This is a genomic window from Mesorhizobium sp. C120A (assembly GCF_030323105.1).
Taxonomy (GTDB): Bacteria; Pseudomonadota; Alphaproteobacteria; order Rhizobiales; family Rhizobiaceae; genus Mesorhizobium.
The window spans coordinates 611,249-628,709 of record NZ_CP100476.1; the positions used below are offsets into that span (position 1 = coordinate 611,249).

General features: G+C 62.2%; 20 protein-coding genes. 11 read left to right on the forward strand and 9 right to left on the reverse strand.

Going from position 1 to position 17,461, the window contains the following annotated elements; all coding sequences use genetic code 11:
* Window positions 1-18: 18 nt before the first annotated feature.
* The 3 genes from NL532_RS02965 to def form a co-directional block, all read right to left on the reverse strand.
* Window positions 19-444, reverse strand: coding sequence for a type II toxin-antitoxin system VapC family toxin (locus tag NL532_RS02965; protein WP_023703800.1), 426 nt, complete (start codon window positions 442-444; stop codon window positions 19-21).
* Window positions 441-728: a hypothetical protein gene (locus NL532_RS02970; protein ID WP_023696043.1), complete on the reverse strand. Its 288-nt coding sequence runs from the start codon at window positions 726-728 to the stop codon at window positions 441-443. The genes NL532_RS02965 and NL532_RS02970 overlap by 4 nt, the downstream gene beginning before the upstream one ends.
* 97 nt (window positions 729-825) lie before the next feature.
* Window positions 826-1,356: a peptide deformylase gene (gene def / locus NL532_RS02975; RefSeq protein ID WP_023828841.1), complete on the reverse strand. Its 531-nt coding sequence runs from the start codon at window positions 1,354-1,356 to the stop codon at window positions 826-828.
* Between the two features lie 103 nt (window positions 1,357-1,459).
* Between def and NL532_RS02980 the strand changes: the two genes are divergently transcribed.
* The gene (locus tag NL532_RS02980; protein WP_023828842.1) at window positions 1,460-2,713 is read left to right on the forward strand and encodes a DNA recombination protein RmuC; all 1,254 of its coding nucleotides are present in this window, start codon (window positions 1,460-1,462) and stop codon (window positions 2,711-2,713) included.
* Window positions 2,714-2,814: 101 nt separating this feature from the next.
* On the opposite strand, the gene NL532_RS02985 is transcribed toward NL532_RS02980, so the two are convergent.
* From NL532_RS02985 to NL532_RS03000, 4 genes are all read right to left on the reverse strand, one after another.
* On the reverse strand, window positions 2,815-3,621 hold the full coding sequence (locus NL532_RS02985; protein ID WP_023828843.1) for a class I SAM-dependent methyltransferase: 807 nt from the start codon (window positions 3,619-3,621) through the stop codon (window positions 2,815-2,817).
* A gap of 80 nt (window positions 3,622-3,701) precedes the next feature.
* The gene (locus NL532_RS02990; RefSeq protein WP_023673210.1) at window positions 3,702-4,106 is read right to left on the reverse strand and encodes a GFA family protein; all 405 of its coding nucleotides are present in this window, start codon (window positions 4,104-4,106) and stop codon (window positions 3,702-3,704) included.
* Window positions 4,107-4,184: 78 nt separating this feature from the next.
* Complete coding sequence (locus tag NL532_RS02995) at window positions 4,185-5,138, reverse strand: cation diffusion facilitator family transporter (protein WP_023828844.1); 954 nt, start codon at window positions 5,136-5,138, stop codon at window positions 4,185-4,187.
* Window positions 5,139-5,248: 110 nt separating this feature from the next.
* Window positions 5,249-6,058 (reverse strand): transglutaminase-like domain-containing protein, encoded by an 810-nt coding sequence (locus NL532_RS03000; protein WP_023687480.1) that lies wholly within the window; start codon window positions 6,056-6,058, stop codon window positions 5,249-5,251.
* A gap of 213 nt (window positions 6,059-6,271) precedes the next feature.
* Between NL532_RS03000 and NL532_RS03005 the strand changes: the two genes are divergently transcribed.
* Together NL532_RS03005 and sugE are read left to right on the forward strand one after the other, a co-directional pair.
* Complete coding sequence (locus tag NL532_RS03005) at window positions 6,272-6,397, forward strand: hypothetical protein (RefSeq protein WP_006200611.1); 126 nt, start codon at window positions 6,272-6,274, stop codon at window positions 6,395-6,397.
* 214 nt (window positions 6,398-6,611) lie between these two features.
* Window positions 6,612-6,926 carry a quaternary ammonium compound efflux SMR transporter SugE gene (sugE, locus tag NL532_RS03010; RefSeq protein WP_023681326.1) on the forward strand — a complete coding sequence of 105 codons (315 nt, stop codon included), beginning with the start codon at window positions 6,612-6,614 and terminating at the stop codon, window positions 6,924-6,926.
* 85 nt (window positions 6,927-7,011) lie between these two features.
* Here the strand turns inward: sugE and NL532_RS03015 are convergent, their stop codons facing one another.
* Window positions 7,012-7,440, reverse strand: coding sequence for a DUF6481 family protein (locus NL532_RS03015; RefSeq protein WP_023673205.1), 429 nt, complete (start codon window positions 7,438-7,440; stop codon window positions 7,012-7,014).
* Between the two features lie 234 nt (window positions 7,441-7,674).
* On the opposite strand from NL532_RS03015, the gene NL532_RS03020 reads away from it, so the two are divergent.
* The 7 genes from NL532_RS03020 to pmtA all read left to right on the forward strand — a co-directional run bounded on the left by NL532_RS03020 (window position 7,675) and on the right by pmtA (window position 15,682).
* Entirely contained in the window at window positions 7,675-8,736 is a 1,062-nt protein-coding gene (locus tag NL532_RS03020; protein ID WP_023681325.1) for an LLM class flavin-dependent oxidoreductase, read from the forward strand.
* A 110-nt stretch (window positions 8,737-8,846) separates the two neighbouring features.
* Complete coding sequence (locus NL532_RS03025; RefSeq protein WP_023741322.1) at window positions 8,847-10,016, forward strand: AI-2E family transporter; 1,170 nt, start codon at window positions 8,847-8,849, stop codon at window positions 10,014-10,016.
* 82 nt (window positions 10,017-10,098) lie between these two features.
* Window positions 10,099-10,317 (forward strand): hypothetical protein, encoded by a 219-nt coding sequence (locus tag NL532_RS03030; protein WP_023828845.1) that lies wholly within the window; start codon window positions 10,099-10,101, stop codon window positions 10,315-10,317.
* A gap of 5 nt (window positions 10,318-10,322) precedes the next feature.
* A complete protein-coding gene (locus tag NL532_RS03035) occupies window positions 10,323-11,321 on the forward strand; it encodes an LLM class flavin-dependent oxidoreductase (RefSeq protein ID WP_023696046.1) in 999 nt (332 codons plus the stop codon).
* A gap of 371 nt (window positions 11,322-11,692) precedes the next feature.
* Window positions 11,693-13,609, forward strand: coding sequence for a molecular chaperone DnaK (dnaK, locus tag NL532_RS03040; RefSeq protein ID WP_023673200.1), 1,917 nt, complete (start codon window positions 11,693-11,695; stop codon window positions 13,607-13,609).
* Between the two features lie 219 nt (window positions 13,610-13,828).
* A complete protein-coding gene (dnaJ, locus tag NL532_RS03045; RefSeq protein ID WP_023681322.1) occupies window positions 13,829-14,959 on the forward strand; it encodes a molecular chaperone DnaJ in 1,131 nt (376 codons plus the stop codon).
* A 117-nt stretch (window positions 14,960-15,076) separates the two neighbouring features.
* Window positions 15,077-15,682 (forward strand): phospholipid N-methyltransferase PmtA, encoded by a 606-nt coding sequence (pmtA, locus tag NL532_RS03050; protein WP_023681321.1) that lies wholly within the window; start codon window positions 15,077-15,079, stop codon window positions 15,680-15,682.
* Window positions 15,683-15,777: 95 nt separating this feature from the next.
* Here pmtA and NL532_RS03055 read toward each other — a convergent pair whose 3' ends face one another.
* Window positions 15,778-16,686: a LysR family transcriptional regulator gene (locus NL532_RS03055; protein ID WP_023752354.1), complete on the reverse strand. Its 909-nt coding sequence runs from the start codon at window positions 16,684-16,686 to the stop codon at window positions 15,778-15,780.
* Between the two features lie 123 nt (window positions 16,687-16,809).
* On the opposite strand from NL532_RS03055, the gene NL532_RS03060 reads away from it, so the two are divergent.
* Window positions 16,810-17,421 carry a LysE family translocator gene (locus tag NL532_RS03060; protein WP_023828846.1) on the forward strand — a complete coding sequence of 204 codons (612 nt, stop codon included), beginning with the start codon at window positions 16,810-16,812 and terminating at the stop codon, window positions 17,419-17,421.
* Window positions 17,422-17,461 lie beyond the last annotated feature (40 nt).

Genomic DNA, 17,461 nt, shown 5'->3' on the forward strand with positions numbered 1-17,461 from the left:
CTGCGCGCGGCAGTCCGCTCAAGCGTCTGCTTCAAACGGGTTTACGATCTTGAGGTCAAGCTCTTCGAAGTCCCTGATATTGCGCGTCGCCAGCATAGCGTCGTGCGACAGGCAGATGGCAGCGATCATGGCATCGGAAAGGCTGATCGGCCGGCCGATAGTTTCCCGCATTGCCCGGAGCTTGCCCGCCAGACGGGGAATGGGACCGGCAAATTCGACGACACGTCCCGAAAACTGCTTCGAAACCAGGTGGTCAAGTGCACGGACGTGGCGGTCCGAGCCGGTCTTGTTCAGAAACCTTTCGGCTCCAAAGGACTGCTCCATGACAACAGGACCGCAGAGATAGAGGTCGAGCAGGTCCTGTCTGCGAAACCACTTAGCGACGTTTGGATCGGGCGCGGGCCGGCTCGCTTCCGAGACGACATTGGTATCGAGGATTATCACTCGAAATTCTCAATGGTGCGGCCAAAGTCGCGTTTCCGTTCCGCTTCGATCTCATCCATCATCTGCGCAAATTCGTCGCTGATTGCATTTTCCGAGGCGAAGGCAGCGCGAATCGCATCCCAAGCCGTGAGTCCAGGCTCGGCCTTGCCTTCTTTTTCCGCAACCATGCCTTTTCGCAACAGATCGATCGCCTTGATCGAGAGGCTTTGGCCGCCCTTGCGTGCCGCATGCTCGATTTCACGCTTCAACGGCTCGGGAATATCTCTGATCAACATATCGCCCATCGGAGTCTCCAGTCTGATATCAATGATATCACGCAAGGAAGCGTCTCTCAATAGGGGCGGGTCGAGACGCGATTGTGCGAGTCGCCGAAAGCAGGGCCTATCCCACCAGCTTGCCCGGCGCCTTGTCCTTGGCGAGCTTCTTGAACTTCTTGACCACCATGTCGCGCTTCAGCTTCGAGATGTGGTCGATGAACAGCACACCGTTGAGATGGTCGATCTCGTGCTGCAGGCAGGTCGCCATCAGGCCTTCGGCCTCGATCTCCCGCAGCTTGCCGTCGCGGTCGAGATATTTCACGCGCACCGAGGCGGGACGCTCGACCTCGGCGTAATAGTCCGGGATCGACAGGCAGCCTTCCTCGTAGACCGAGCGGGCGTCGGCGCTTTCGAGGATTTCGGGATTGATGAACACATGCGGCGCCGTTGGCTCGTCTTCCTTGGCGAGGTCGATGACCAGCATGCGCAGCGGCTCGCCGATCTGGATTGCGGCCAAGCCGATGCCCGGCGCATCATACATCGTCGCCAGCATGTCGTCGGCCAGTTTGCGCAAAGGCGCGTCGACGCGTTCGACTGGTTTGGAAACCTGGCGCAGGATGGGATCGGGAAGGATGATGAGCGGCTTGATCGACATGGCGCCTCACCTAAAACGTCGCAGGAGAAGCGTCAACCGGTGCGAATCGGTCTCGTTCACGTTTTGATCTGTGCCAGGTCTGCGAATCGGCTATGCTGGCGGGATGAACGACCTGAGCACCATCCTTTCCGAACCCGTTGCCCGGCTTGGCGCCACGACGATCACGCTCGGCCATGCACTGACCCTCGGCGCGCTGGTGTTTCTCGGCCTGTTCCTGGCGCTTGTCGTGGCGCTGTGGCGATCGGCCAAGGCGCGCACCATCGCCGCGGCGGAAGCCGCCGACCACGCCCGCGACGCCGAGGCGCGGATGGCCGGCATTTTGCAAAGCCAGGCCGAGATGCAGGGCCGCATGGGCGCCATCGCCGACGTGTTCGGCGCAAGGCAGGCCGAACTCAACCAGTCGATCGGCCAGCGCCTCGACGCCATGACCGGCAGGCTCGGTCAAACCATGACCGAACAGACCAAATCGACGCATGAGAGCCTCGCCAAACTGCAGGAACGGCTGGCGGTCATCGACACCGCGCAAGGCAACATCCAGTCGCTGGCCGGCCAGGTCGTGCAATTGCAGGCGATCCTGTCCAACAAGCAGACGCGCGGCGCCTTCGGCCAGTCGCGCATGGAGGCGATCGTCGCCGACGGCCTTCCGATGGGCGCCTACGAGTTCCAGGCAACGCTGTCAAACGGCAGCCGTCCCGACTGCCTGGTCAGGATGCCGAACGGTGCGCCGCAGCTTGCCATCGACGCCAAGTTTCCGCTGGAAGCCTGGAACGCCATCCGCGCCGCCGATGGCGCCGAACAACAGAAGATCGCGGCCCAGGCTTTCCGCCGCGACATCGAAATTCACGTCCGCGATATCTCGGAAAAATACCTGATCCAGGGCGAGACGCAGGACACCGCCTTCATGTTCGTGCCGTCGGAATCGGTGTTCGCCGAAATCCACGAGAATTTCGACGCCGTGGTCCAGAAGGCGCACCGGGCGCGTGTCATCATCGTCTCACCGTCGCTTTTGATGCTGTCGATCCAGGTCATCCAGGCCATCCTCAAGGACGCCCGCATGCGCGAACAGGCGCATCTGATCCAGGGCGAGGTGATCCGGCTGATGGAAGACGTCGCGCGCGTCGACGAACGCGTGCGCCGGTTGCAGACGCATTTTGGCCAGTCGGCCAAGGATATCGACGAGATACTGGTGTCGACGTCGAAGGTGACCAAGCGCGGCCAAAAGATCGAAGCGCTGGAGTTTGGCGAAAGCGAAGCCGAAGTGCGCGGTGGCGGACCCGCCAAGGCCGAAGCCGGGGTGCGGGTGGCGGATTCCAAGACGGGGCAGCTCAGGCTACGTGTCGTCGAAGGCGACGATTAAAGCGCGTCGCGCTGAACGGATTCATACGACGCGCTTTAAAAGTCTTTGTTTTGATGCATGTCGTTGTCCCAGAACCGCGGCACACTTCTGGGCGCCATGCATTAGACCGTAGCCACGATCACGTGCGCCTGGATCTTGGCCGCAACCTCGCCGCTGCCGTGTCTGGCTGCAATCACGGACGCGGCGTGATCGGTTGCGGCTTCCAGTTTTCCTCTGGCCTCGATTTCGTTGCGAAGCGGAGTTCCCTGGCAATAGGCAACCGCCGGAAGGCGCGGCGAGGAGGCACGGCTTTGTTCGGCCCTCGTGTCGATCACCACACGGGAGAAACCTGCGGCTTCCAACTCGCCGCGGATCAATGCAATGTCATTGTAGCCGTGCGGCGTGCGGGCGAGAAAGCGGGGCGGATCGTTCGGAAAAATCTCCGCAAGAGCATTCGTCACATCATTGGCGAATACATTGTCTTCGATGCGATCCCACACGTTGAACAGGAAATGGCCGCCGGTCTTCAGGACCCGCTTTGCTTCGCGATAGCCGGCGGCTCGGTCGGGAAAGAACATCGCGCCGAACTGACAGCAAACGAGATCGAAAGCCGCATCTTCGAACGGCAGCGCCAGAGCATCCGCCTGACGCCATTGTATGCGACTGTCGGGAGCTTGTCGCGAGGCCGCGTAGTCGAGCATAGGCTGGTTGAGGTCGGTCACGACATAGCTTGCGCCAGGGGACAGTTTCGGCGCCAATGCGCGGGTGACAACGCCGGTGCCAGCGGCGACTTCCAGGACGGCGCCGGGCGACAAGGACGCTGCCCGTCGTGCCAAATCCGCGGCGAACGGCTCGAAGATCAACGGCACCATGTAGCGGTCGTAGTTTTCCGGAATCGAGCCGGCAAACACTTTGTCCGTTTCCGACATTGCTATCCCCGCCATCCGTTTGATGGCGAGCCTAGCACATAATTGGCTGGTTTGGGCCGCGTTTAACCGGGAGGCAGGTGCTACTGCGCCTCTACGATGCTTACGCCCTCGAATTCCGGAAGCCAGTGCAGGGCCGATCGGTGCCATTTCTGTTGGGTCGGAACGAGATCCTCGCGTTGCCGCGCGGTCCCCGCCCTGATCCCATAGACCTTCGGCCCGTCGCCAACCGACGTTGCGTAAAGATGCGAACCGCAGTCGCCGCAGAACGCCTGGGCACGCTTGGCGCCGCTCGATCCCGTCTTGATATAGACCTTCGGTGTGCCCTTGGTGATCCTGTAATGATCCTCAGGCGCGGGAACGGTGACACGAAAGGCGGTGCCGGTCAGTTGCTGGCAGTCGGTGCAATGACAGATAGAGGTCTTTTCCGGGTCGACGTCTGCTTCATAAGTTATGGCGCCGCAATGGCACCCACCATCGATTTTCATGGTTGATTCTCCGAAATCCGTCGAGTGATCTTAGCGGGACCAGGCGATGGGGCCAACGGTGGACTGCTGGTCCAAGAACTAGTCCGACGCCGCCTCGACCTGCTTGCGCGGGTGCTCCCAGGTTCCGGTCGTCTGCGGCTTGACGAACAGTCTAGTGATCTCCGGCATTTCTTTTTTCAAGAGCGCCTCGATGCGCTCGACACAGGCTTCGATCTCAGGCGCCGTCAGATGGTCCTCGAATTCGATGCTCAGCCCAGCGACGATCTGTTGCGGGCCGAGATGGACGGTGAGAACGCCGTTGGCCCGCTGCACCGCCGGATCCTGCTGGGCGATGGCCAGCACCTTGGCCTGCACTTCCGCCGAGGCCGGCTCACCGATGAGCAATCCCTTGCTTTCGCGCGCCAGAAAGATGGCGGTGGCGCCGAGGATCATCGCGATGCCGATCGAGGCGACGCCGTCGAGTTCGGGCATGTCGAGGAGTTCGGCCGCCAATATGCCGGCGAAGGCGACGAAGAGACCGAGCAGGGCGGCGCTGTCCTCGAACAGGATCGTGTAGACGCTCGGATCCTTGCTCGATTGCACGGCCTGCAGCCAGCCTTGCTTGCCCTTCTGCTGGCGGAACTCCTTCAGCGCCACGTACCAGGAGCTGCCCTCGAACAGCATTGAGAGGCCCAGCACGATGTAGTTGATTTTGGGATTGGCGACCGGCTCAGGCGCCATGATGTGGACGACGCCTTCATAGAAGGACACGCCGGCGCCGAGCGCAAAGACGAGCAGGGCGACAATGAAGCTCCAGAAATACAGCTCGCGGCCATGGCCGAGCGGATGCGTGCGGTCCGGCGGACGGGCGGCGCGGTGCATGCCGTAGAGCAGCAGCCCGCCATTGCCGGTATCCACCAGCGAGTGCACGCCTTCCGACAGCATCGCCGAGCTGCCGGTGAAGAAGGCGGCGACGAATTTGGTCACAGCAATAGCGAGATTACCGGCGAGCGCCGCGTAGATGACCGTCTTCGACCCGCCATGTGCTGCCATGCTGTCCCTCCAAGGAACCTGATGTAACGCCCCTGAGCTCCACAGGCATCACAACGCACGAATCGCCTGGTCGTTCAGGGTCTTGTAGGCCAGCTTGCGGAAAGACGCCCCTATTCGATGATCTCGTCCGTCCACACCTTGAAACCAGCCAGCGTGCCCGGTCCGAAGATGTGGGTGAGCGGCACGTCGGCGGCGTCGCGGCCCGACGCGATCAGGATGCGGCCGATGCGCGGCGAATTGTTGCGTGGATCGAAGACATGCCAGCGGCCGCCGAGATAGACCTCCATCCAGGCTGCGAAATCCATGCTCGCCCAAGGTTTGGGCAGGCCGATGTCGCTGATGTAGCCGGTGCAGTAGCGGGTCGGGATGTTGAGCGCACGGCAGAAGGTGACCGCAAGGTGGGCAAAGTCGCGGCAGACGCCGCTTTGCTCGCGATAGGCTTCGGCCGCGGTGCGCGTCGGTCGGGCATTGCCGTAGCTGAAGACGATGTGGTTGTGGACGAAATCACAGACCGCCTGGACGCGGGCAATACCGAGCGGAGTGTGCCCGAACAGCCGCCAGGCTTCGCTGGCCAGCAGATCGCTCTCGCAAAAGCGGCTGGGCAACAGGAACAGCAATGTGTCCGACGGCAGGTCGCGCACCTCATGCTGCCAAGCCATCAGGTCGCCCATCTCGAAGGTACCGGGGTCGCGGATTACCGAATCGGTGCCGAAGGTGAAGCGTCCGGGCGGGGCGACGAAACGGTTGCACCAATTGCCGAAACTGTCGCGGTAGCTCTGGATCGGCACCGGCGGGTTGGAGGTCAGGAAATCCGGGCGCTCGAGATCGGAGGCCCTGGAGTAGTGGACGTTGAGCATCGCGATGAGCGGCGTTTCCTGCGGAAAATCGAAACTCATCTCGCTGCCGATGCGGATTCGCATTGTCGTCCTGACCGCACTGCCTGATCATCGCCGGGCGAAGGCATGGCCGATGCTGCAGTGCGAAGGCAACCATGGCACGGACCGGAATGGTTTACGAGCAAATTAGAAACCGGTTGAAAGCGGCCCGACGGCGCCGGCGACAGACGCCCGCCCCCTTGCAGTCCGGCGTTTCTCTTGTTTCACTTGGCCTCCCAGCAACTGGAGGAACGAATCATGGCTAAAGGTGCGATGAAGGCGGGCAAGGAAGCTCGGAAGCCGAAAAAAGACGCCAAGAAGCCCGCAGCGGCTCCGGCACTCAAGGCGCCGCCCGTGAAGGCGATGAGGCTCAAGGAAAAGTAAGCCCGCCTTAGGTCGTCAATATCTTGGGACGGCTGAGATCCGGGCAAACCGTTTCGGCGCAGATTTTGACACCGGCGGCATGAACGATGCGGCCGGTGTTTTTGTTGATCGCACCGGCGCAGCCGCTTGTGTCGAAGCGGCGAGGACGACCTCGCGCCTTTCTCAAAAATCCGGCCGGGACGCCCCGCCATCCTCATGGAAGGAGTGCATCCCGATGTCGTGGATTTTTCTGTTCTTCGCTGGTCTGTTCGAAATCGGCTGGGCGATCGGCCTCAAATACACCGACGGCTTCTCGAAGCCGCTGCCGACGGTGCTCACCGTCGCCTCGATGATCATCAGCCTGGGGTTGCTCGGCCTAGCGCTCAAGACGCTGCCTGTCGGGACGGCCTATGCGGTGTGGACCGGCATCGGCACGGTCGGCACGGCGCTGCTTGGCATCTGGCTGCTGGGCGAGCCTGCGACGGCCATCCGGCTCGCCTGCATTGCGCTCATCGTCTGCGGCATTATGGGGCTGAAGCTCGCCGCCTGAGCAAAGCAACCAAGGAAATCGACGCACAAACACATTCAGGGCCGCTTGAAGGCGACCCTGATGTCCGATCGTTTCGATCGAAGCGTTAGCGGGCGGAGAAGCCCGGAGGCGTCCTGCCGGTACGCTGCTTGCGCGCCGCATAGCGTGCGTCGCGCTTGGCCTTGCGTTCGGCTTCGTCGGCCAGCAAACGGGCGATGCGCTCGTTTTCTTCGGCTTCCTTGATCTTCGCTTCAGCCTGCGCTGCCTCTTCGGCCGCAATACGCGCCGCTTCGGCTGCTGCCTCGCGCTCGGCCTTCTCGACCGCCTCGCGTGCCAGCTTTTCCTGCTTCAGCCTGGCCTTTTCGGCCTCGCGTATCTCGCGAGCCTCAAGAATCGCCTTGCGTTCGGCCTGTTTGGCCAGAACCGCAGGATCATCAGCCGCCGGCTTTGACTTGAAGCGCTCCAGAAGCGCCTTCTTTGCCTCGTTCGCGGCATTGCGCCGCTCGAAAATGTCTTTTTCCCTGTAGATAGCCAAGTCCACTTCCCTGAAGTCAATTCGCGACGCTTACATACGCGCGAAAACCGAGAGTTCAAGCGCCAAAACGGTATGCCAGCCATGAAAGTTTATGCTGTTGCAGCCGGGAGACGCGTTTCCCCTGAAACAAAGCCGGCCGAAACCGACATGCACTGTTCACCATCCGCCCCTCTGGCGGCCGGGGCGGCTCGCCGCTACCTCTAGCGGCAAATCAGAACATTTGGATGACATGCCATGGAACTCGGTCTCTACACTTTCGCCGACGTCAGCCCGGAGCCCGGCCCCGGCGCGATCGGCCCGCATCAGCGACTACGCAATCTGATCGAGGAGGTCGAGCTGGCCGACCAGGTCGGCCTCGACGTCTTTGGTCTGGGCGAACATCACCGCCCCGACTATGCCGCGTCCGCGCCGGTGGTGGCGCTGGCCGCTGCCGCCGAACGCACCAAGCGCATCAAGCTGACCAGCGCGGTCACCGTGCTGTCCTCCGATGATCCGGTGCGTGTCTTCCAGCAGTTCGCAACGCTCGACCTTTTGTCGGGCGGCCGGGCCGAGATCATGGCCGGGCGCGGCTCGTTCATCGAATCCTTCCCGCTGTTCGGCTACAATCTCGAGGACTATGACGAGCTGTTCGCCGAAAAGCTCGACCTGCTGCTGGCCATACGCGACAGCGTCAAGGTCACCTGGTCCGGCAATCTGCGCGCGCCCATCAACGACCGCGGCGTCTATCCGCGGCCGCTGCAGGACAAATTGCCGATCTGGATCGCAATAGGTGGAACGCCGCAGTCTGCGGCCCGCGCGGGGGTGCTCGGCCTGCCGCTGGCGCTGGCCGTCATCGGCGGCGAGCCGGCGCGGTTTGCACCGCTGTTCGACATTTATCGCGATGCCGCCAGGCGGGCCGGTACCGACCCCTCGGGCCTTGCCACCAGCATCAATGTGCACGGCTTCATCGCCGGGACCACTGAACAGGCGGCCGACGATTTCTACGGCCCGCAGGCCGAAGTGATGAACCGCATCGGCCGCGAGCGCGGCTGGGGCCCGACCTCGCGGGCGCATTTCGATCAGTCGCGTGGTCCGAACGGCGCGCTGTTTGTCGGTAATCCGGAGCAGGTGGCGGAAAAGATCGTCGCCCAGCACAAGATCTTCAACAATGACCGCTTCCTGCTGCAGATGGCGATCGGCGCCATGCCGCACGCCAAGATCATGAAGGCGATCGAACTGTACGGCACCAAGGTGGCGCCGATCGTGCGCAAGGAGACCGCCAAGCCCGGCGTCGCCGTCGCAGCGCCAGCCGCCTGAGCGACGGGCGGCCCGGATTGAGGGCCTTGCCGGCTAACGGAACCTTGGGCTTGCAGAGGCGTTTCCGTCAGGGGAATGCACCAATTGCGGTGCGCCGCTGAGGGAAAATCATGAAAGCCGAACCCGCCGCTTTGGGTGCTGGCCTTGCCGAGACCGAAGAGGCGAGAGTTGTGGCGCGTGCCGACACGCATCTGATGCGTTCGCTGCTCATCGGGATCTTCCTGTTCATGGCCATCTACGCGCTGTATTTCGCGCGTGCTTTCTTCATGCCGGTCATCCTCGCCTTCCTGCTGACGCTGACGCTGACACCAATCGTCCGCTTCCTGCGCAAGCGCGGCATTCCGGAAGTGGTTTCGGCGACAATGTTGGTCGTGCTGTCGATCTGCGTCTTCGGCGTTGCCGGCTATCTGCTCAGCGGCCCGGTCATCGACCTTCTCAACAACACCTCGTCGATCGGCCAACAACTTACCGAACGGCTGGCGCAATTACGGCGTCCGCTCGAGAGGATCATGCAGATCTCGCATCAGATCGAACAGATGACGGAGACCTCGCAGGAGCCGGGCATCCAGAAGGTGGCGATGGCGCAGTCCGGCGTCCTGTCGGCCGCCGCCAGCAACGTCCTGTCGGCGGGGACAAGCCTGACCATCATCTTCGTGCTGTCGCTGTTCCTGCTGGCGTCAGGCACGATGTTCTATGAGAAGATCATCCAGTCCTTCGCCAGCCTCAGTGAGAAGAAGCGGGCCTTGCGCGTCGTCTATGACGTCGAGCGCGAAATCTCGCATTATCTGCTCACCGTCACCGTCATCAATGCCGGTCTCGGCGCGGTTATCGGCCTTGGCCTGTGGGCGCTCGGCATGCCCAACCCGCTCGTCTGGGGAACGATGGCGGCGCTGCTCAACTTCCTGCCCTATGTCGGCGCGCTGATCACCATCGTGCTGGTCAGCGTCATTGCGATGATCAGCTTCGACTCGATTACCTACGCCCTCTTGGCGCCGGGCTTCGTGCTTTTGTGCGACATCGCCGAAGGCCAGTTCGTTACACCGATGGTTGTCGGCCGACGCCTCGAGATCAACGCCGTGGCGATCTTCATCGCCATCGCCTTCTGGTCCTGGCTTTGGGGCTTTGTCGGCGCGCTGATGGCGGTGCCGCTGCTGGTCGTCGTCAAGGTGTTCTGCGATCATTTCGATGGCCTCAGCCATGTCGGCAATTTTCTCGCCGCACAGCAGACGGCCGTGGTGGAGGAGGAAGCGGCCGAAGAGAACGGAAAGGCCGCGCCATAAGCTTGCCGCGCCTGTCCGTCATCGCGCATTTGTTGTCTTCAGGCGGAGTGCCTATATCGAGCCGGTCGAGCCGGACCCTGCGATGAACGATGCCTCCTTCGACCTCGATTCCTATTTCGACCGCATTGGCTATCGCGGTCCGATCGATGCGTCGCTCTACAAGCTGAGCGCGCTGCATCGCCAGCGTCCGCAGGATCCCGTTCGAGAATATGGACCCGTTGCTTGGCACCAGCTCGACATCGTCATTCCCGACCGCGTCTTCGAAACCAGGGTCAGGCAGTTGAACATCGTAAAGGCTTGAGGCCCATGACCGCACTTTCCGTTCTCGACCTGTCGCCGATCGTCGAAGGCAGCGACGCCTCGCAATCGCTGGCAAATTCGCTCGACCTGGCCCGCCATGCCGAGCGGCTCGGCTACAGGCGCTATTGGCTGGCCGAGCACCACAACATGCCGGGCATCGCCAGCGCGGCGACCGCCGTCGTCATCGCCCATGTCGCCGACGGTACCAAGACCATCCGCGTCGGCGCCGGCGGCATCATGCTGCCCAACCATGCGCCGCTGGTGATTGCCGAGCAGTTCGGCACGCTGGCGGCACTGCACCCCGGCCGCATCGACCTCGGCCTCGGCCGGGCGCCCGGCACCGATATGGGAACAGCGCGCGCGCTGCGCCGCAATCTCGAGGCGTCAGACAATTTCCCCCAGGATGTCGTCGAGCTGATGGGCTATTTCCAGCCGGCCGCGGAAGGCCAGCGTATCCACGCCGTGCCCGGCGAAGGCCAGAAGGTGCCGGTCTGGATCCTCGGTTCCAGCCTCTATGGCGCGCAGCTCGCCGCCATGCTCGGCCTGCCCTATGCCTTCGCCTCGCATTTCGCGCCGGCCGAACTGGACCATGCGCTGGAGATCTACCGTTCGCGCTTCCAGCCTTCGGAACAGCTGGACAAGCCCTATGTCATGCTCGGCCTCAACGTTTTCGCCGCACCGACCGATGGAGAGGCAAAACTGCTGTTCACCTCGCTCCAGCAGGCCTTCGTCAATCTGCGCACCGGGCGGGCCGGCCGCCTGCCGCCGCCGGTCGAGGGCTATGACCAGACGCTCGAGCCGATGGCAAAAACCATGATTTCGCAGGCGCTGTCCTGCGCCGTCGTCGGCTCTCCCGAAACCGTCCGGCAAGGCATAGACGCGTTCGTGCGCCGCACCGGCGCAGACGAGCTGATGGTGACCGCGCAGATCTTCGACCATGCGGCACGCGTGCGCTCGTTCGAAATCCTGGCCGAGGCGCATAAATCGCTGTCGCAGGCCGCGTGACGCTTTTGCCTGTGTCTGCTGTGGGCAGGCGCCTTCCTCAGCCAGGAGCCGCCTCTCTCACGCATAGGTGACGTTTTCTTGTGGTTTCGAAGCCCTGACTGGGCGCTTCGCCGGGGGATCGCGCAGATCCTGGGGTTTTGAGCGCGGTTGGAGCACATCCGGGCCGCTGGGCGGCTGTTCAAAGGCGCCAAGTGCGGCGCGGTGGATGCTATGCGCAGAATGCTTGCGCCCGATGCCGCCTGTTCTTATATACGCGCCAAGCCGCCCAGTGCCGGAATGCCGGTTGCCGGAGCGGAATTTCTTGTGAACAGGGGCTTTCGTCGGAACGCCTTAAGGGTCCTGAGAGCCTGCTTAGCGGAGAGACTAGAAAAATGGCAAAAGTAATCGGTATCGATCTCGGCACCACCAACTCCTGCATCGCCATCATGGATGGCAAGGAGCCCAAGGTCATTGAAAATGCGGAAGGCGCGCGCACGACGCCTTCCATCGTCGCCATCTCGGGCGACGGCGAACGTCTCGTCGGCCAGCCGGCCAAGCGCCAGGCGGTCACCAATCCTGAAAACACCATCTTCGCGGTCAAGCGCCTGATCGGCCGCCGCTATGACGACCCGGTGACGGAGAAGGACAAGAAGCTTGTCCCCTACAAGATCGTCAAGGGCGACAATGGCGATGCCTGGGTCGAGGCCGGCGGCAAGAAGCAGTCGCCCAGCCAGATCTCGGCCATGATCCTGCAGAAGATGAAGGAAACGGCGGAGGCCTATCTCGGCGAGAAGGTCGAGAAGGCGGTCATCACCGTTCCGGCCTATTTCAATGACGCCCAGCGCCAGGCCACCAAGGACGCCGGCAAGATCGCCGGCCTTGAGGTGCTGCGCATCATCAACGAGCCGACGGCTGCAGCACTTGCCTACGGCCTCGACAAGAAGGATGGCAAGACCATTGCCGTCTATGACCTTGGCGGCGGCACGTTCGACATTTCGGTGCTCGAAATCGGCGACGGCGTGTTCGAAGTGAAGTCGACCAATGGCGACACCTTCCTCGGCGGCGAGGATTTCGACATGCGTCTCGTCGAATACCTGGCGGCCGAGTTCAAGAAGGAACAGGGCATCGACCTGAAGAACGACAAGCTTGCGCTGCAGCGCCTCAAGGAGGCGGCTGAAAAGGCCAAGATCGAGCTGTCGTCGACGACGCAGACGGAAATCAACCTGCCCTTCATCACCGCCGACGCGACCGGCCCCAAGCACCTGACGCTGAAGCTGACCCGTGCCAAGTTCGAGCAGCTGGTCGACGATCTCGTCCAGCGCACCATCGAGCCCTGCAAGGCGGCGCTCAAGGATGCCGGGCTGAAGGCTGGCGAGATCGACGAAGTGGTCCTGGTCGGCGGCATGACCCGCATGCCCAAGATCCAGGAGATCGTGAAGCAGTTCTTCGGCAAGGAGCCGCACAAGGGCGTCAACCCGGATGAAGTCGTCGCTTTGGGCGCCGCCATCCAGGCCGGCGTGCTGCAGGGCGACGTGAAGGACGTGCTGCTGCTCGACGTGACGCCGCTGTCGCTCGGCATCGAGACGCTGGGTGGCGTGTTTACCCGCCTGATCGAACGCAACACGACCATCCCGACCAAGAAGAGCCAGGTGTTCTCGACCGCTGAAGACAGTCAGTCGGCCGTGACCATCCGCGTCTTCCAGGGCGAGCGTGAAATGGCTGCCGACAACAAGGCGCTCGGCCAGTTCGACCTGGTCGGCATTCCGCCGGCGCCGCGCGGCGTGCCGCAGATCGAGGTCACTTTCGACATCGACGCCAACGGCATCGTCAACGTTTCGGCCAAGGACAAGGGCACCGGCAAGGAGCACCAGATCCGCATCCAGGCCTCTGGTGGCCTTTCGGACGCCGACATCGAGAAGATGGTCAAGGACGCCGAAGCCAATGCCGAGACCGACAAGCAGCGGCGCGCCTTGGTCGAGGCCCGCAACCAGGCCGAGGCGCTGGTGCACTCCTCCGAGAAGTCGCTGAAAGAATATGGCGACAAGGTTTCGGAAACCGAGCGCACGGCGATATCGGAGGCTATCACGGCGCTGAAGGCTGCTGCCGAAGGCGACGATGCCGCCGACATCGAGGCCAAGTCGCAGACGCTTGCCGAAGCATCCATGAAGCTCGGCCAGGCCATGTACGAAGCTTCGCAGAAGGAAGCGGCGGAAGCCGACGCCAAGGCGGACGCGGCCAAGGATAGCGATGTGGTCGACGCCGATTTCGAGGAAATCGACGAAAACGACGAGAAGAAGAAGTCGGCCTGACCGGTTGACGGCAAATAAAGCGGAAAGCCCGGCGCAAAGCCGGGCTTTTTTGCAACCCTCGCTGAAAAAGTGCGGGCCTTGCCGAAAAAGTCACTGAAAAACACAGGCACAAGCGCGCCGGCCCTAGCATCCGGGCAGCACCGCTCCTAAATCGAGACAACGTGCCGGCAAACGACGCAACATGCATCAAGACGTTGAGCATCCGGACTGCGGGAAAAGATGAAAGCTGATTTCTACGAGACGCTGGGCGTGCAAAAGGGCGCCGACGAGAAGGAGCTCAAGAGCGCTTTCCGCAAGCTGGCCATGCAGTTCCATCCCGACCGCAATCCCGGCGATCACTCATGCGAGCATAAGTTCAAGGAAATCAACGAAGCCTACGAAACGCTGAAGGACCCGCAGAAGCGCGCGGCCTATGACCGTTTCGGTCACGCCGCCTTCGAGCAGGGCGGCATGAATGGCGGCGCGCAAGGTTTTGGCGCCGGCGGCTTCGCCGACATTTTCGAAGACATTTTCGGCGACATGATGGGCGGGCGCCAGCGCCGCTCGTCGGGCGGCCGCGAACGCGGCGCCGATTTGCGCTACAATATGGAAATCACGCTGGAAGAAGCGTTTGCCGGCAAGACCGCGCAAATCCGCGTGCCGGCCTCGATCTCATGCACGGAATGCTCCGGGACCGGCGCCAAGCCCGGCACCCAGCCGGTGACCTGCTCGATGTGCCATGGCCACGGCAAGGTACGAGCGACGCAAGGCTTCTTCTCGATCGAGCGTACCTGCCCGCAATGCCAAGGCCGCGGCCAGACGATCAAGGACCCGTGCCCGAAATGCGCCGGCCAGGGCCGCGTCACCGAGGAACGCTCGCTGTCGGTCAATATCCCGGCCGGCATCGAGGACGGCACCCGCATCCGGCTTGCCAATGAGGGCGAGGCGGGCCTGCGCGGCGGCCCATCGGGCGACCTCTATATTTTCCTGGCGGTGAAGCCGCATGAATTCTTCCAGCGCGACGGCGCCGATCTCTACTGCAAGGTGCCGATATCGATGACGACGGCCGCCCTTGGCGGCTCGTTCGAGGTGACGACGCTGGACGGCAGTCAGACCAAGGTGAAAGTGACCGAAGGCACGCAGAACGGCCGCCAGTTCCGCCTCAAGGGCAAGGGCATGCCGGTGCTGCGCCAGCCCAATGTCGGCGACCTCTATATCCAGACCGCGGTCGAAACGCCGCAAAACCTGTCGCGCCGCCAGCGCGAGTTGCTGGAAGAGTTCGAGCAGCTGTCGTCGAAGGACAATTCGCCCCAGTCGAGCGGCTTTTTCGCCCGCATGAAGGACTTTTTCGAATCCTTCGGCGAGCACTGAACCCAAGCCAAGGCCGCCACGCTTCCCAAACGTCATCAACATCTTATGCCAGATCGCGCCTTGCCTTGGACCTGTTAGCTGCTAAGTAGCGTTCGGGGAGTGTTGAGGAGAACTTGCATGGCACGTGGTCCGGGATTGCGGAAGGCGCTGGCGGAAAAGTTCGACGACGAACTCAAATTCTTCAAAGGCTGGATCGACAAGCCGAAGTCGGTCGGTTCGATCGTGCCGACAAGCTCCGTCACCGCCCGCAAGATGGCTTCCATCGTCAATCCGAAGTCCGGCCTGCCGGTGCTTGAAGTCGGCCCCGGCACAGGCGTCATCACGCGTGCAATCCTCGCCCAGGGCGTTAAGCCCGAAAACCTCTACGCGGTCGAATATTCCACCGATTTCGTGCGCCATCTGCGCCAGCTCTATCCCGGCGTCAACGTCATCGAGGGCGATGCCTTCAATCTCAACGCCACGCTTGGCGAGAAGAGCGGTATGGTTTTCGATTCCGTCGTCTCCGGCGTGCCGCTGCTCAATTTCCCGGTCGCACAGCGGATCGCCTATATTGAAAGCCTGCTAGACCGCATCCCGGTTGGACGGCCGATCGTGCAGCTGACCTATGGGCCGTTGTCGCCGATCCCGCCCGGCCGCGGCAATTACACGGTCAAGCATTTCGACTTCATCTTCCGCAACATCCCGCCGACGCAGCTGTGGATCTACCGGCGCGAAGCGCATTAGCTGGTATTGGGGGCGGGAGAAGTCTCTGGCGCCTTGTAGAGGATCGCCGTCTCCCGAAGGAAGCTCGATTGAGGGTCGATCCACATCCTTGACTGTTATCCGCCTCGCAAACTCGTGGCGACCTCTCTGATCGCCGCGCACATGGCCCGCACGGCCGTTGCTTCGGCGCTGCTGGAGAACAGAAGCAGCAGAGGCCGACGCGCACGCGGCTCAAGAGGACGCCTCGCAACGATTCGCTGCCAATCGGCCGGAAACGCCAGGCCTGGCGCAATCGACAAACCGCGCCCGGCCCCAACCAGAGCAAGCAGCGCCGCCATATCGCTCGCCGACAGGATGACAACTGGCGCAACGCCAAAATCCTGGAACAATTCGGCAAGCATTGGTCCGCAGCCGCCGCTCGACATAATGAATGGCTGGCCGTCGAGAGCGCGGATCGGAAATGACCCGCCTTGGACTGAGTTCTTTTGCGATGACGCCACAAAGAGTTCGTCGTCGACAAGTTCCTCGGCTTGGCAATTGCCGGCGATGTAGGACAGTCCAATATCGGCGGCACCGCGATCGACCCACTCCGCCACCTCGGTATCCGTGCCCAAGAGCAGTTCGACAGCAAGCTCCGGGTGCCGGACGGAAGTAATGTTCAACGCATATGGAGCAATCTTTACCGAGGCGCTGCTGACCAGCGCGAGCCGTACTCTGCCTTTGATGGAGTGTTCCCGTAGGCCGACAAGACGGCCTAAAGCATGCAAAGCGGCGCGCGCCGCGTCCAAAGCCGCCTCGCCGGTTGCGGTGAAAGCGACACCGCGCCGATCACGTATGACGAGGGGCGCGCCAACGATCTCCTCCAGCGCCTTCATTGCATGGCTTATGGCCGATTGAGAAAGACAGAGCCGCTCGGCGGTTTTGGTGAAGCTGCGCGTCTCGCTGAGCGATGTCAGGACGCGCACCATCGTGATGTTGATATTAGCTTTGTTCATGGCTGCCGAAATATCTTTCATTTCGCTCATATTAAAGAGCGCTGTAGGTTTTGTGAAGGTGAGGGAAACGACCCTCGAAATCGGCGAGCGGCTTTCCTGGCCTCTCCGGCATGCAGGCGTGCGGTACGACGAGACTGAAAACTGGAGTATCGCATGAGCTACCTTCCGCAATTCCTGACCCTTGCTTCGGTCTTCCTGCTCGGCGCCATGAGCCCAGGACCCGATTTTGTAGCCGTGACTTCCCATGCGCTGATCAGCCGTCGCGCGGGGTTCCATGTGGCGCTTGGCATTGCCGCAGCGATCTTGGTGTGGGCGGCTCTCGCGATGTGTGGCCTGGGCCTCGTACTGACGCAGATTGCATGGGCTCACCTTGCCGTCCGGATCGCCGGTGCCGTGTATCTCGGTTACCTGGGCAGCAAGATCCTTTTGTCGGCTTGGCAGGCGCGGCCACCGCTGGCCGTCGGTGGCGCAGAGACCACGGCTCCTTGGCGAAGCGGATTCGTTGTCGGAATTACAAATCCGAAGACGGCCGCGTTCTTCGCGAGCCTGTTCATATCGGTATTGCCGATGCAGGCTCCGATCTGGGTCCAGGCAGTGTCGCTGGCCATAATCGGGCTGGTCGCGATGGCGTGGTTTGGGCTTGTCGCGCTAATGTTCTCCACAAGAAGGGTTCGGTCGGTATATGGCAGCGTCCGCAGGCCGATAGATGCCTTGCTCGGAGTTGCACTCATCGCGCTGAGTGCAAGAATTGCGGTCACCCACTAGCAATAGCCCAGCTGCTCGGCACACCTTCGCGCGCTTGCCC

Coding starts and splice junctions, on each gene's coding strand:
- NL532_RS03030 (WP_023828845.1), top strand. CDS start 10,099: ATGAACGATGCCTCCTTCGACCTCGATTCCTATTTCGACCGCATTGGC.
- NL532_RS02970 (WP_023696043.1), bottom strand. CDS start 728: ATGGGCGATATGTTGATCAGAGATATTCCCGAGCCGTTGAAGCGTGAA.
- NL532_RS03005 (WP_006200611.1), top strand. CDS start 6,272: ATGGCTAAAGGTGCGATGAAGGCGGGCAAGGAAGCTCGGAAGCCGAAA.
- NL532_RS03020 (WP_023681325.1), top strand. CDS start 7,675: ATGGAACTCGGTCTCTACACTTTCGCCGACGTCAGCCCGGAGCCCGGC.
- NL532_RS02985 (WP_023828843.1), bottom strand. CDS start 3,621: ATGTCGGAAACGGACAAAGTGTTTGCCGGCTCGATTCCGGAAAACTAC.
- dnaJ (WP_023681322.1), top strand. CDS start 13,829: ATGAAAGCTGATTTCTACGAGACGCTGGGCGTGCAAAAGGGCGCCGAC.
- def (WP_023828841.1), bottom strand. CDS start 1,356: ATGTCGATCAAGCCGCTCATCATCCTTCCCGATCCCATCCTGCGCCAG.
- NL532_RS03000 (WP_023687480.1), bottom strand. CDS start 6,058: ATGCGAATCCGCATCGGCAGCGAGATGAGTTTCGATTTTCCGCAGGAA.
- NL532_RS03025 (WP_023741322.1), top strand. CDS start 8,847: ATGAAAGCCGAACCCGCCGCTTTGGGTGCTGGCCTTGCCGAGACCGAA.
- NL532_RS03060 (WP_023828846.1), top strand. CDS start 16,810: ATGAGCTACCTTCCGCAATTCCTGACCCTTGCTTCGGTCTTCCTGCTC.
- NL532_RS03035 (WP_023696046.1), top strand. CDS start 10,323: ATGACCGCACTTTCCGTTCTCGACCTGTCGCCGATCGTCGAAGGCAGC.
- NL532_RS02990 (WP_023673210.1), bottom strand. CDS start 4,106: ATGAAAATCGATGGTGGGTGCCATTGCGGCGCCATAACTTATGAAGCA.
- sugE (WP_023681326.1), top strand. CDS start 6,612: ATGTCGTGGATTTTTCTGTTCTTCGCTGGTCTGTTCGAAATCGGCTGG.
- NL532_RS03055 (WP_023752354.1), bottom strand. CDS start 16,686: ATGAGCGAAATGAAAGATATTTCGGCAGCCATGAACAAAGCTAATATC.
- pmtA (WP_023681321.1), top strand. CDS start 15,077: ATGGCACGTGGTCCGGGATTGCGGAAGGCGCTGGCGGAAAAGTTCGAC.
- NL532_RS02995 (WP_023828844.1), bottom strand. CDS start 5,138: ATGGCAGCACATGGCGGGTCGAAGACGGTCATCTACGCGGCGCTCGCC.
- NL532_RS02980 (WP_023828842.1), top strand. CDS start 1,460: ATGAACGACCTGAGCACCATCCTTTCCGAACCCGTTGCCCGGCTTGGC.
- dnaK (WP_023673200.1), top strand. CDS start 11,693: ATGGCAAAAGTAATCGGTATCGATCTCGGCACCACCAACTCCTGCATC.